Below are 13,594 nucleotides of genomic sequence, written 5' to 3' on the forward strand. Positions count from 1 at the left end.
GGCGGCGGCGGACCTCCACCGAGGAGTGCGCGGGGCGGGCAGGCGGAGCCATTGCCGGCGCCGGCGCCATGGTCCACCATGCGGACATGAACATGAATCCACATTCAGGTCGGTGCGCGCTGGTCACGGGGGCGGCTCATGGAATCGGCCTGGCGGTGGCGGAGGCCCTCACGGCGCAGGGCGCGCGGGTGCTGCTGGCGGACCTGGACGAGGTGGCCGGGGCGGAGGCGGCCAGAAGGCTGACTGGCGCCCGCTTCCAGCGCGCGGACGTCTCCTCGCGCGAGGACTGCCGGGCCCTGGTGGCCACCGCCGAGCGGGAATGGGGACGCCTGGACATCCTGGTCAACAACGCGGGGGTCCAGCATGTCTCGCCGGTGGAGGACTTCCCCGAGGACCGCTGGGAGCAGCTCCTCCGCATCATGCTGGTGGGGCCCTTCCTGCTGACGCGCTACGCGCTGCCGCTGATGTACGCCCGCAAGTGGGGACGCATCATCAACGTGTCCTCGCTGCACGGCCTGGTGGCGTCGCCCTACAAGTCCGCCTACGTCTCCGCGAAGCACGGCCTCATGGGGCTGACGAAGACGGTGGCGCTGGAGGCCGCGGACAAGGGCGTCACGGTGAACGCCGTCTGTCCCGCCTACGTCCGGACGCCGCTGGTGGAGCGGCAGATCGCCGACCAGGCCCGCGTCCACGGCATCAGCGAGGCGGAGGTCGTGGAGAAGGTCATGCTGGCGCCCGCGGCCGTGAAGCGGCTGCTCGAGCCCTCCGAGGTCGCCGCCTACATCACCTTCCTGTGCTCGGACGCCGCGGCCGGCATCACCGGGGCGGCGCAGGTGATGGACTGTGGCTGGACGGCGCGCTGAGCGCGTCCGGAGCCGGACTTCCCGGAGGCGCTTCGGTGAGCTGCTCCCGGAACGTCTCCGCGGACAGGTAGACGGACACCAGCGTGATGACGGCCAGCGCGACCATGTAGAGCGACACCGGCCAGGACTGTCCACCCGACCAGGCGAGCAGCGCGGTGGCAATCACCGGTGACAGGCCGCCCGCGAACACCGACGCCAGCTGATACCCCAACGACGCGCCGCTGTAGCGGACGCGGGTGCCGAAGAGCTCGGAGAAGAAGCTGGCCTGGGGGCCATACATCGCCGCGTGCGCGATGATGCCCAGGACAATGGACAGCCAGATGAGCGCCGTCGCCTTCGTGTCGATGAGCCAGAAGAAGGGGAAGGCCATCAGCGCGCAGCCCACGGCGCCCGCCAGGTACACGGGGCGGCGCCCGAAGCGGTCCGACGCGGCGCCGAAGAGGGGAATCGCCACCAGGTGGACCGCCGTGGCCACCAGCACGCCGTTGAGCAGCGTGGAGCGGGGCAGGCCCAGGCGCTCGGTTCCGTAGGAGAGGACGAACGTGGTGATGATGTAGAAGAAGCCGTTCTCCGCGAAGCGCGCGCCCATGGCCAGGAGGATCTGCTTCGGGTACGTGCGCAGCGCCTCCATCACCGGGAGGCCGGGAGGGTGTGGCTCCTGCTGGCGCTGCTGGAAGACGGGGGACTCCGCCACGCGCAGGCGGATGAACACGCCCATGCCAATCAGCACCGCGCTGAGCAGGAAGGGGACGCGCCAGCCCCAGGCGAGGAACTGCGCCTCGGGGAGCCGGGAGAACACGGAGAACACCGCCGTGGCGACGAGCAGCCCCGCGGGCGCCCCCATCTGCGGCCAGCTCCCGTAGAAGCCTCGGCGGTGGGCGGGCGCGTGCTCCACGGCCATCAGCACCGCGCCGCCCCATTCGCCGCCCAGCCCGAAGCCCTGGACCAGCCGCAACAGCACGAGCAGGGCGGGGGCCCAGGGGCCCACGGTGTCGTAGGTGGGCAGCAGCCCCACGGCGAAGGTGGCCACGCCCATCAACATCAGGGTGGCGCTCAGCATGGCCTTGCGGCCAATCCGGTCGCCGTAGTGGCCAAACACCACGCCGCCCAGGGGCCGGGCGATGAAGCCCACGGCGAAGGTGCCGAAGGCGGCCAGCGTGCCCGTCAGCGCATCGAAGGAGGGGAAGAAGAGGCGGTTGAAGACGAGCGCCGCCGCTGTTCCATAGAGGAAGAAGTCGTACCACTCGATGGCGGTGCCAATGAAGCTGGCCACCGCCACCTTGAAGATGGAGTCCTGTGTCCCAGCCATGCCTTCCCCTCCCGGGTTGGACTTCCGACGACGTTAGAGCACCAGTCGCAGCGTCGCGAAGTACGACGCGTCAATCTCGTCCCGCAGCCCGTCCTGCTTCTTCTGGTAGCGCGCGTAGCGGGCGCCAATGGCCACGTCGTCGGTGAACCAGTAGGTGCCGCCCACGTTGAGGAACGTCTGGAGCGTGCGGGTGATGGGCTCGCTCGCCGGCGTCTCTCCCGTGGGGACCACGAAGCCGGGCGAGCGGTCGGAGACGCGCGCGAACTGGAAGCCGATGCCGGACCGGCCGAGGACGTTGATGTCCATGCCCGCGGAGACGGTGGTGGCGGTGTAGTGCGTGTCGAGCAGCTGGTCGGCGAAGCCGGGCGCGCTGTTGACGACGTCGTTCTGCACGCGCGCGATGTTGAAGAAGGGCGTGATGAACAGGGGGATGCCCACGTTCGTATGCAGCTTCAGCATCACGTTGCCGCGCAGGTTGTTGCCACGCAGCAGCGGGTCGGTGCGTGACGACGTCTGGTAGTTCACGTCGAACACCTGGGCCTGCGCCTTGAACTCCACCAGGTCGCTCGCATAGGTGAGGGACGGGCTGAGCACCTGGAAGTGCAGGTCGTCATCGGGCTGGCCGTTGCGGTAGTTCGCCAGGGGCCGCTCCCAGAAGCGGCTGCCGCCGCCGAACGAGCCGCCCACCTGGTAGGAGCTGGAGGTGCTGAGCGGGTTGGCGGCGGTGAAGCCCATGCCCACGCGGAAGCCGTTCCATTCATAGGCCGCCTGGGCGCCCTGGCCCCGGTTGAAGCCGCTGTAGAGCAGCGGGTCCCGCGTGTACTTGTCGGCCAGCAGCGTGTCCGCCACGTGGGTGGAGATGAAGTCCACGCTCGCGGGGTCCAGGACGATGCCCGCCTCCAGGGTGGTGTTCCACCGCTGGAGCCGAATCACCTGGTCGCGGACACTGAGGGAGGCCGTGCCTTCCCACACGCCCGAGCCGTGCGCCTTGATGTTGCGCTCGAACTCGCTGCGGAACGAGACGTACGGGCCCAGGCGGCCTTCGAAGCCGAAGCGCGTGAGGGCCAGCGTGGTGGCGCGGCTCTCCCGGTTGCGGTTGAGCGTCTGGATGAGGTTCTCCACGTGCACGCCCCCCGCGATGGCCAGCACGGGCTTCACGTAGAACGTCTCGTTGCCCACGGCGATGCGGGGCCGGATGACGGGCGGCGGGCGGGAATCCACCACCTCGGTGGTGCCCGCCATCTCCTCGGGTGTGGAGGCCGCCAGCACGTCCTCCTGGGGCGCCTGGGAGACAGGCTCGCTCCCGGAGGGCGGAGCGGCCGAGGTGGCCTCCGGCGGGGTGGAGACCTCCGAGGAGGCGGGCGCGGCGGTCTGGGCCCAGGCCCCGGGCGATGCGCCCAGGACAACCGCGCACAGGGGGGCGAGGACGGGGAGTCGCTTCAGCTTCATGGACAGGCTCGAGGAGGAGGCGCGGTGACGTGAGAGGCCGCCGCCGCGGGCCCGCGCTGGAGGGGAGGGGCGCGGGCCCGCGGCGGCGGCCAGAAGGGGCGGGCGGCGCGTTACTCGGCCAGGTAGCGCAGCACCAGGTCCATGCCGGCGTTGGAGCGCATGGAGCCGAAGTGGTTGGCGATGAAGCCCTTGTTGAAGTAGCCGCTGGTGTCGTAGTCGTTCAGCGTGGTGAGCGTGTTCGTCACGCAGCCGTCCATCTCGATGCGCGAGGCGGCCTCGGACACGTAGAGGTCCTGGTAGTTCCGGCCCTGCTCCTTGTCCGTCATGGTGATGGTGTAGTAGCGGACCACGTTCCCACCGCACTGGCCCGTCTTGCCGAAGGCGTAGTCGCCGTCCGCGCAGGGCGTGCTGAAGAGGTCGCGCGGGCCGTTGAGCGGCTTGTGGAAGTACGTCTGGACATAGTTGGAGCGGCTGCCCATCTCACAGACGATGGTGCCGCGCATCGTCGGGTTCCGTGCGCACAGCTCGCCCAGCGCGGGGTCATAGGTGGACACGCCGTGGTTGGCGCCCGAGCCCATGATGACGTGGCTGACCTGGGTGAAGGGGTTGAAGCTGCCCGCCCGGCCCTGGGTCCAGTCGACGTAGAGCCGGCGGAGCGCGTCGCGCGCCACCGTCACGCCCAGGGAGTGGCTGATGAGCGCTACCTTCCGGTTGGGGTTGTTCTGCATGACGGCCTTCACCATCGACTGGAGGATGGGCGTGGCCCAGCCATGGTCGATGTTGCCCGACGAGTTCTGCGTCTGGCTGTTCTCCGCCGGGTCCACGTTGGTGACGATGTCCGTGCGGAAGTCCACCGCCAGCACGCGGTAGCGCTGGGCGATGAGCCGCTCCGCCAGCTGCTCCCGCGCCGTGCTGTCCGCGGTGAACTGCACCTGCTCATACGCGGTTTCCACGGTGGTGCCCGCTGGCAGGAGGAACTTCTCCCAGGTGTGCGGCCGGGTGGAGTTGCCGTGGACCAGGATGATGATGGGCCTGGTGGCGTCCTCGTTGTTCTGGATGTACTCCTTGGCCGCGCAGGGGAAGCCCTCGATGACCGCCCGCTGGCCGTTGATGAAGCCGCTGGTCGCGTTGGGGCCGCCGAAGGCGCTGTTGCCCGTCCACTTGCCGTCGTTGTTGCCATCGACGTACGGCGTGGTGCCCGTGGTGTTGGCCCTGTCGTAGTAGAGGTTTTCGATGGAGCAACCGGGGTGGTTCGTGAGCGGCCGGTAGTGGCCGTCGTAGCTCTGGTAGTTGTCCCGGTTCTGCGGCACCGTGGTGGTGATCTCCGCCATCTCGGGCGCGTCCGTGATGGGCCAGGCCGTGATGTCGATGCCCGCGGCGGTGACCTCCGCCGTCTTCGCGGCGATGCGCTCCCGGCAGGCCACGACATCGGCCGGCGTCGGGTCCGTGGGCGTCGGGTCCTCGCCAGGATCCTGGTTCTGGCACGCCAGACCACACAGACCGATCACCGCAGCTACAGTCCGCACACTCATGCGACGTGTTGCCATTCGCTCGCTCCGTTTCAATCGCTGACAGGGATGACGATCCGTACCAAATGCCACGCCAATGAATCAAATCAGACTTGAAGGGTGATTCATATTTCGGTCGCGCTGGCCCCGGCCCATGGCGTCATCGCAGCGCGTCAGGAGTTGAATGGTGATTCAGTATTCCAATCGTTCAGTCAACTGAGGGATGGCGTGTGCGTCGCGCCGCGTCAGGGGTTGGGCTGGGTGAGTCGGCGTTGCGGTGCGTCATGTATTGGGACCTGCGGTAGGCTCATGTCCCATGAGTCCTCGCCACCTCAGCCGGAGTGAGTTCCTGGCCCTGACCGGGCTGCTTTCGGGGTCCGCGCTCCTGCCTCGCGGCGCCCAGGCGGCCGTGCCTGCCGCGCCAGCTCCGAAGGTGACGGTGGCAACGCCCGTGTCTTCCGCGGCGCTGCGCCGGAGCTGTCGGGCCGCGCTGTCATCTGGCGCGCCGGTGGACCCGGGCGCCGAGCTCATCCGCATTGGCGAATGGGTCCAGGGCAAGGGGCTGGATAAAGACTTCTACGGCAACGGCGCGTTCGTGCAGGACTTCGAGGCGCGCATCGCGAAGCTGCTCGGCTGTGAGGATGCGTGCTTCATGCCCACGGGCACCATGGGCCAGCTCATCGCGCTGCGCATCTACGCGGACGCCAGTGGGAACCGGAACGTGGGCGTGCACCCGTCGTCACACCACGTGCTGCACGAGAACAACAGCCACGAGGTGCTCCACGGACTGCGTGACGTCCTCATCGCGCCGTGGAACCGGCCGCTGCGGGCCTCGGACGTGCGCGGGGCGAGAGAGCCCCTGGGGACGGTCAGCGTGGAGCTGCCGGTGCGCTGGCTGGGCGGTCAGCTGCCCACGTGGGCGCAGCTGGAGGACCTCAAGCGGACCTGCCGTTCGAAGGGCGTGAAGCTCCACCTGGATGGGGCGCGGCTCTGGGCGTGTCAGCCGTTCTATCAGCGCGCCTACGCGGACATCTGCCGGGGCTTCGACTCTGTCTACGTGTCCTTCTACAAGACGGTGGGCGCCATCGGCGGGGCCATGATTGCCGGCGAGCGTGAGTTCATCCGGAGCGCTCGCACCTGGCGGCACCGCCACGGGGGCAACCTCTATCAGATGCTGCCGTACGTGGCCTCGGCGGCCATGCGGCTGGATGACGCGCTGGCGCGAATCCCTGAACACGTCCGGCGCGCGAAGCTGCTGGCGGGCGCGTTGGCCGCCGATGAGCGCCTGAGCGTGCTGCCCCAGCCGGTGCAGACGAACATGTTCCGCGTCTACCTGCGGGGCGACCCCGTCGAGCTGTCCGCCCGGAGAGATGTCATCGCGCGCGAGGACAAGGTCTGGGTGGCCAACGGCTTCAGCGCCACGCGCGTTCCGGGTGTCTCGGAGACGGAGCTGCAGGTGAGCGAGGAGCTGAGCGACCTGACCGAGGAGGCCGCGGCGAAGGCGTTCCAGCGGCTGCTGGACGCGGACTGAGCCCGGCGGCCAGCCGCGGGCCCTCAACTCGCGGGCGCCGCTGGGGGCTCCTTCGTCCTCGCGAAGGACTCCAGGCGGTCCACCCGCCGCAGCTCGGGGAAGGCCCAGGCCCAGAGCGCGACCACCGCCAACGTGCCCACCGCTCCCGCGACCACCGCGGGCACGGCGCCCACGTACTCGGCGAGCCCTCCCGCGCGGAACTCGCCCAGCTCGTTGGAGGCGCCAATGCACATCATGTTCACCGCGCCCACGCGTCCGCGCATGTCGTCCGGGGTGGCCATCAGCTCCAGCGTGTGGCGGACCACGACGCTGATCATGTCCGCGGCGCCCGCGATGGCCAGCGCCGCCAGCGACAGGGGCAACGAGCGGCTCATCCCGAAGACGAGCGTGGCCGCGCCGAAGATGGCGACCGCGATGAACATCTTCCGGCCGGTGTTGCCGCCCATGGGCCGCATGGCCAGGAAGACGGCCACCACCGCCGCGCCGAACGCGGGCGCACAGCGCAGCAGCCCCAGGCCCCATGGCCCCGTGTGCAGGATGTCCCGCGCGTAGATGGGCAGGAGCGCCACCGCGCCACCGAAGAGCACGGCGAACAGGTCCAGGGTGATGCTGCCCAGCAGCAGGCGCTGCCGGCGAACGAAGGCAAGCCCCGCGACCAGGGTCGAGAGGGAGAGCGGCTCGGCGGACGCGCGCCCGGTCCGCACCTTGAGGGTGAGAATCCAGACGACGGAGAGGGCACACAACATCGCGGAGGCCGTATAGGCGCCCGTGGCGCCGGCCCAGCCATAGAGGATGCCGCCCACGGCCGGGCCGCCAATGGTGGCCACCTGCCAGGTGGTGGAGTTGATGGCCACCGCGCGGGTCAGGTGCTCGGGCGGCACCAGATGCGGGGTGAGCGCGGAGCCCGCCGGGGCATGGAACGCGCGCGCCGCGCCGAACAGCACCAGGACGCCATAGACGAAGCGCACGTCGCGGATGTGGCCCAGGGTGAAGGCGAGCAGCAACAGGCTGCAGACCCACATCACCGTCTGGCACACCGCCAAGATGGTCCGCCGGTCCACGCGGTCCGCCACCTGGCCGCCCACCAGACACAGCGACAGGAACGGCACGAACTGCGCCAGGCCCGTGTAGCCGAGCGCGAGCGCGCTGCCCGTGAGCTCGTAGACCTGCCAGCCGATGGCCACCGACTCAATCTGGACGGCCAGCACCGCGCACAGGCGCGCCAGCAGATAGAAGCGGAAGTCGCGATGTTGGAAGATGGAGCGCCCGGAAGCCGCGGCCTGTTGAGTCATGCTCGCGGCGCTGTAATCCACGGGCCCGTCGCGCGCCACCGCCTGCGTGTGTCGGCTCCCCAGGAGGCATGGGTACGCCAACGTCGGCGTGGTACCTTCCGCTCCCGATGAACAATGATGCGAAGGACGGGGTGTGCCAGGGCGCCAAGCCACGCTCGGCGCCGCGCCTCCCGGGAGGCGTCATCGCAATGATGCTGCTGGCGGTCCTGAGCGGCTGCCGCAAGTCAGACGCGGAGCGCGCCGCACTGGAGCGGAAAGAAATCGAAGCGCGCATTCGCGACGCCTACTCGCTGGTCCCGTACCGGGCGCTCAAGCTGACGATGCGCGCGGAGGGCCAACCGAACGCTCCCGCCGAGGTCGTCGCGCTCGGGCAGATGCTGTCGGCCACGCGCGCGCTGCCGACGAAGCCTGCCTCGGAGGAAGAGGCGCTCCGCGTGGCGAAGTCGTACCTGGACCTGGGCGTCGCGTTCTACAAGGCCAAGAAGACGCTGGAGCAGCGCGACGAGGACGAGTTTCCCCTCTTGTGGAGCCGCATGCAGCCGGGCCAGCCGTTTCCGCTGCCGGGCTACGACGCGGGTCAGGAGCACGCGTTCCTCTCCGCGCTGTGGTTCGTTCTGGATACGGCGGACTCGGGCAACCGCGTGCCCGCGACCGACCTGGTGCTCTACGAGCTGTCGCGCGCCACGCCTCAGCCCGCGTGGCCGCCAGGGCTGCGCGTGTCGGTTCGCGGCAGCCGGGGGATGGCCTTCTGCGGCGCGGGGTATCATTACGCGGCCGAGGAGGAGCTGAGCGCGTTCCTGGCCGAAGCCGAGGCGTTGCCCGCCAGCGACTTTCCCGCGCTGCGGGATGCCTCGCCGGAACAGACGCGTGAGTCGCTGCTCGCCGCCGGGTACTTCCTGCGAGCCTGGAACCGCATGGGCCTCAAGCGCGAGCGTGCGGCGGAGGACGACCTGGAGCGGGGCCTGGGCTCCCTGGAGAAGCTTGGCATCGAGAACGAGCTGACGTGGTGGGGCTGGGCCTTCATCCACTTCCGCCGGGAGCGCTACGACGAATCCGCGCGCTACCTCGACACCCTGGCCAGGAGCCCGTACCTGGGCGAGACCGAGCGGCGGGACCTCCAGGCCAGCGCGGACGCGATGCGCGAGCACGGCGAACGGCTGCCCATCTTCCTCCAGGCCCGGGCCGCCGCCATCCTGGGGCAGGCGCTGCTGGCGCGGGCGGGAGGGGCGGAGAAGATCCTCGTCTCACTCCTGGGCGCGGAGCGGGCCGGGCAGGTCCTGGCGCCCCTCCTCTGGATGGACCGGGTGCGTCAAGGCCTCGCACAGCGCTCCATGGACGACTTCTCCCGCGCGGCGGGGGATTCCTTTGATGGCGTGCGGGCCGCTGGTGGCAAGGGGCTGAGCGCATTGAAGGAGAAGCTGCTGGGCGGTGGGGGAGACACGAAGACGGCGGCGGAGAGTCCTCCGTAGGGTGTTGGCGGTGCGCTGGGGGGCCGTGCTATCCGCTGACGGCGCCATGAGCCCGACGAAGAAGACCGCCGCGAAGAAGGCCCCCGCCGCTGAGCTCCCCACGATTGCCTTCGCGTCGCCCGCGGCGTGGGCGTCCTGGCTCGAAGCGAACCACGCCTCGTCGCGCGGCCTCTGGCTGAAGCTGGCGAAGAAGGGCTCGGGCATCGACTCCGTCACCTACGCCGAGGCGCTCGACGTCGCGCTCGAGTGGGGCTGGATTGACGGGCAGAAGAACGCCTTCGACGACACCGCGTGGCTCCAGAAGTTCACCCCCCGGGGCGCGAAGAGCGTCTGGTCCCAGATCAACCGCGAGAAGGTGGAGGCGATCATCGCCGCGGGCCGGATGAAGCCGTCCGGACTGGCGGTCGTGGAGCAGGCCCGGAAGGATGGCCGCTGGGATGCGGCCTACGCCTCCCAGAGCAAGGCCACGGTGCCCGAAGACCTGGCTCGCGCCCTGGCCGCGAACGCCAAGGCGGCCGCGTTCTTCTCTACGCTCAACGCGGCGAACCGGTACGCCATCCTGTGGCGCGTCCACACCGCGAAGAAGGCGGAGACGCGGGCTCGGCGAATCGAGCAGTTCGTCGAGATGCTGGCCCGGCACGAATCGCTGGGCGCTTGAGCCGGGCGGGGGCACGGCAAGCCCCATTCCGGAGCCTCGACCCCGCATGGTGGGCTCAGGTGCACGTCACCTCGGGGGTTGCCACCACCAACTTCATCCTTTTTCACGAAAGGGCGCATGGAGCCCATGGCACGGTGCGTTTCGCTGCATCCTCGGGACGCGGCATGCCCCGGTGAATGGCCGGACTGCCGGTGGCATCACCATTGCTCCAGGCCGGATGCGTTTCATCGCCCCCGCATCCGCCAAGGGGAAGGCACTCCATGTTGCTCGACATGTACCTGTACTTCGGCCTGCCACTGCGGCCCGCGCCGCGCCGCGCTGCGTCCCAGGCCAGCCAACCCCTCACGTCCTCCGCCGAGCGCGCGGCTTCCGGAGTGAAGGCCGCGGCCGAGGCGCGCGCCCCGGAGCGGGAGGCGCCCCGGTTGACGGTCATTGACGGGGGCGCGGCTGACGCTCGATGAGCGTGGCGGGGGAGCGCCTTCACCTGCTCCTGGCGGGATGACGGCGAGGAAGCGCGGAGCTGATTCCGGGAACAAGCGGGCCGCTTGGGTGTTGCGGGCCGTCCCTCCAGCGTCATCGCTCCAGGAGCATCCATGCATCCCGTGACCCGATGCCTCGCGGCTGTCCTGCTGGCCACCGCCGCAGGCCCGGCGCAGGCGCAGTCCACCCCGCCAGCCCCGAAGCGCCCCTACAGCATCTCTCCCGAGCGCACCGAGCGCGTCCGCTCGCGGTACACCAAGTTCGAGTACCGCATCCCCATGCGGGACGGGACGCGCCTGTTCACCTCCGTCTACGTCCCCGCGGACGCGTCACCGGGGAAGCGCTATCCCGTCCTCCTGGTGCGCACGCCGTACAGCGTCGCGCCCTATGGCGTGGACCGGTATCCCCCCGCGCTGGCCCCCACCGAGGCGTTCGAGAAGGACGGCTTCATCTTCGCCTTCCAGGACGTGCGCGGGCGCAACATGTCCGAAGGCGAGTTCGTCAACGTCCGCCCCCACAAGCCGAAGAAGGCCGGGCCAAAGGACTTCGACGAGAGCACCGACACGTACGACACCATTGAATGGCTGGTGAAGCGCGTGGCGCACAACAACGGCCGCGTGGGGCAGTGGGGGATTTCGTACCCGGGCTTCTACGCGTCGGCGGGCGCCATTGATTCGCACCCGGCGCTCAAGGCCGTGTCGCCGCAGGCCCCCATCGCGGACTGGTTCTGGGATGACATGCACCGCCACGGGGCCTTCAACCTGGCGCTGGCGTTCAACTTCTTCTCCACCTTCGGCAAGCCCCGGCCCCAGCCCACGGACAACGAGGAGTGGCAGCGCTTCGAGCACGGCACGCCGGACGGCTACCAGTTCTTCCTGGACCTGGGGCCGCTGGGCAACGCGGACGCGAAGCACCTGAAGGGGGACGTCGCCTTCTGGAAGGACGTCTCGGCGCACCCCAACTACGACAGCTTCTGGCAGGCGCGGAACCTGCTGCCGCACCTGAAGAACATCAAGGCGGCGGTGCTCACGGTTGGCGGCTGGTACGACACCGAGGACCTGTACGGCCCGCTGCGGACCTACGCCGCCATCGAGAAGCAGAACCCCGGCATCTCCAACAGCCTCATCATGGGCCCGTGGCCGCACGGCGGCTGGCAGCGCGGCGGTGGCGAGTCCCTGGGCGACGCGGACTTCGGCTTCGCCACCAGCGAGGCCTACCAGGCGCTGGCGTTCGACTTCTTCAAGCACCACCTCAAGGGCGGGGGGAAGCCGGACGTTCCGGAGGCCCTGGTGTTCGAGACGGGCGCCAACCGCTGGCGCCGCTTCGACACGTGGCCGCCCAAGGGGCTGCGCGAGACGCGGCTGTACTTCCAGCCCAAGGGGGGACTGGCCACGACGGCGCCGAAGACGACGGGCGCGTCCTTCGCGGAGTACGTGAGCGACCCGGCCAAGCCCGTGCCGTACACGCAGGAGATGATGACGGGCTGGAGCAAGGACTACATGACGGAGGACCAGCGCTTCGCCGCGCGCCGGCCGGACGTGCTGGTGTTCGAGACGGAGCCGCTGGAGCGCGACCTCACGCTGGCGGGCCCGCTGGAGGCGGAGCTGTGGGTCTCCACGACGGGCACCGACGCGGACTGGGTGGTGAAGCTGGTGGACGTCAACCCGGGCAAGGTGCGCGGGTGGCGCAAGGGGGATGACGCGCAGGGGACGAAGAACCGGGGCCATCAGCAGACGCTGGTGCGCGGCGAGCCCTTCCGGGGCCGGTTCCGCGACAGCTACAGCGAACCCAAGCCCTTCAAGCCTGGCGAGGTGACGAAGGTGCGCTTCGTCATCAACGACGTGTTCCACACCTTCCAGCGCGGGCACCGCGTGATGATTCAAGTGCAGTCGAGCTGGTTCCCGTTCATCGACCGCAACCCGCAGACGTACGTGCCCAACATCTTCGAGGCGAAAGAGGAGCACTTCACGCGCGCCTTCCACCGCGTCTACCACTCCGCGGCGAACCCCAGCTTCATCAAGGTGGGCGTGCTGCCCGGCCTGGACGAGTAGCGCGAAGGGCACTCCCACGGGGAACCCACCATGCGTCACGCCATCAGGGCTGCTTCTGTGCAGCGGTGGAGGGACGGGTGTTCTCCTGGGGGTGCCTGACTTGCGTTCCTGTTAGCCTGATTGTTCACGCGGTGGCACCCGAGACGGGAGGGACATGACCGGCACCCAGGGGCCCGACACCGGGCTGGTGCGGCTGGATGGGAGTGAGGGCGAGGGGGGCGGGCAGATTCTCCGCACCGCGCTGTCGCTGTCCCTCATCACCGGCCGCCCGTTCCACCTCACCCGCCTGCGCGAGCGGCGTGAGCCGCCCGGTCTGCGTCCCCAGCACCTGGCCTGCGTGCGCGGCGCCGAGGCGCTGTGTGGTGGCGGCGCCTCCGCCGAGGGCGCCACCGTCGGCGCGTCTGAGCTCGCCTTCACCCCGGCCCCCGTGCGCGCCGGCGACTACCTGCTGGAGGTGGGCACCGCGGGCAGCACGCCGTTGCTCTTCCAGTGCCTCGTCTATCCGCTGGCCCTGGCCGGCGGGGGGCGCCTGACGTTGCGAGGCGGCACGCACCTGCCGCACAGCCCCAGCTTCCACTACGTGGCCACCGTCTGGCAGCCGGTGGCGCACGCGTATGGCCTGCCCGTGTTGCTGTCCCTGGTGCATGCCGGCTTCTACCCGGAGGGCGCGGGGGAGCTTGTCGCGGAGGTGGGGCCTCCGCAGGAGCCACCCCGGCTGGTGGAGCTGCCCGCGCGCGGCATGCTGCGCGAGGTCCGCGTGTCGTCCTTCACCGGCGGGCTGCCCTTCACCATCGCCGAGCGCCAGTCCCGTGCCGCCGTGGGGGCGCTGCGTGAGCGCGGCATCCTGGCGGAGGCGGACAACCGCCCGCTGGCGGTGACACGCTCGGTGGGGACCGTGACGTTCGTGCTGGCCCAGTTCGAGCACACCATCGCGGGCTTCACCGCGCTGGGGGAGCGGGGCCGTCTCGCCGAGGACGTGGGGCG

11 protein-coding genes are annotated in these 13,594 nt (G+C 69.8%); 7 read left to right on the forward strand and 4 right to left on the reverse strand.

Features of this window, described 5'->3' with window-relative positions; all coding sequences use genetic code 11:
* Positions 1-92 precede the first annotated feature (92 nt).
* Positions 93-863, forward strand: coding sequence for a 3-hydroxybutyrate dehydrogenase (locus HV824_RS13800; protein ID WP_217917373.1), 771 nt, complete (start codon positions 93-95; stop codon positions 861-863).
* On the opposite strand, the gene HV824_RS13805 is transcribed toward HV824_RS13800, so the two are convergent.
* The 3 genes from HV824_RS13805 to HV824_RS13815 all read right to left on the reverse strand — a co-directional run bounded on the left by HV824_RS13805 (position 817) and on the right by HV824_RS13815 (position 5,153).
* Complete coding sequence (locus HV824_RS13805) at positions 817-2,172, reverse strand: MFS transporter (protein ID WP_176417865.1); 1,356 nt, start codon at positions 2,170-2,172, stop codon at positions 817-819. The genes HV824_RS13800 and HV824_RS13805 overlap by 47 nt on opposite strands.
* 33 nt (positions 2,173-2,205) lie before the next feature.
* Positions 2,206-3,621, reverse strand: coding sequence for a hypothetical protein (locus tag HV824_RS13810; protein WP_176423473.1), 1,416 nt, complete (start codon positions 3,619-3,621; stop codon positions 2,206-2,208).
* A 110-nt stretch (positions 3,622-3,731) separates the two neighbouring features.
* On the reverse strand, positions 3,732-5,153 hold the full coding sequence (locus HV824_RS13815; protein ID WP_217917374.1) for a triacylglycerol lipase: 1,422 nt from the start codon (positions 5,151-5,153) through the stop codon (positions 3,732-3,734).
* Positions 5,154-5,445: 292 nt separating this feature from the next.
* Here HV824_RS13815 and HV824_RS13820 point away from each other — a divergent pair, with 292 nt between their 5' ends.
* Positions 5,446-6,660 (forward strand): low specificity L-threonine aldolase, encoded by a 1,215-nt coding sequence (locus HV824_RS13820; protein ID WP_176423475.1) that lies wholly within the window; start codon positions 5,446-5,448, stop codon positions 6,658-6,660.
* A 23-nt stretch (positions 6,661-6,683) separates the two neighbouring features.
* Here HV824_RS13820 and HV824_RS13825 read toward each other — a convergent pair whose 3' ends face one another.
* Positions 6,684-7,991, reverse strand: coding sequence for an MFS transporter (locus HV824_RS13825; RefSeq protein WP_176423481.1), 1,308 nt, complete (start codon positions 7,989-7,991; stop codon positions 6,684-6,686).
* Between the two features lie 149 nt (positions 7,992-8,140).
* Between HV824_RS13825 and HV824_RS13830 the strand changes: the two genes are divergently transcribed.
* The 5 genes from HV824_RS13830 to HV824_RS13850 all read left to right on the forward strand — a co-directional run.
* The gene (locus HV824_RS13830; RefSeq protein ID WP_255208017.1) at positions 8,141-9,421 is read left to right on the forward strand and encodes a hypothetical protein; all 1,281 of its coding nucleotides are present in this window, start codon (positions 8,141-8,143) and stop codon (positions 9,419-9,421) included.
* Between the two features lie 46 nt (positions 9,422-9,467).
* Positions 9,468-10,079, forward strand: a complete 612-nt coding sequence (locus tag HV824_RS13835; protein ID WP_176417870.1) for a YdeI family protein — start codon at positions 9,468-9,470, stop codon at positions 10,077-10,079.
* Between the two features lie 260 nt (positions 10,080-10,339).
* The gene (locus tag HV824_RS13840) at positions 10,340-10,540 is read left to right on the forward strand and encodes a hypothetical protein (protein ID WP_176417871.1); all 201 of its coding nucleotides are present in this window, start codon (positions 10,340-10,342) and stop codon (positions 10,538-10,540) included.
* 132 nt (positions 10,541-10,672) lie between these two features.
* On the forward strand, positions 10,673-12,610 hold the full coding sequence (locus HV824_RS13845; RefSeq protein WP_176417872.1) for a CocE/NonD family hydrolase: 1,938 nt from the start codon (positions 10,673-10,675) through the stop codon (positions 12,608-12,610).
* Positions 12,611-12,764: 154 nt separating this feature from the next.
* A partial coding sequence (locus HV824_RS13850; protein WP_176423476.1) for an RNA 3'-terminal phosphate cyclase occupies positions 12,765-13,594 on the forward strand: 830 nt, incomplete at its 3' end.

The sequence above is a fragment of the Myxococcus sp. AM009 genome (genome assembly GCF_013372605.1).
Classification (GTDB): domain Bacteria; phylum Myxococcota; class Myxococcia; order Myxococcales; family Myxococcaceae; genus Myxococcus; species Myxococcus vastator.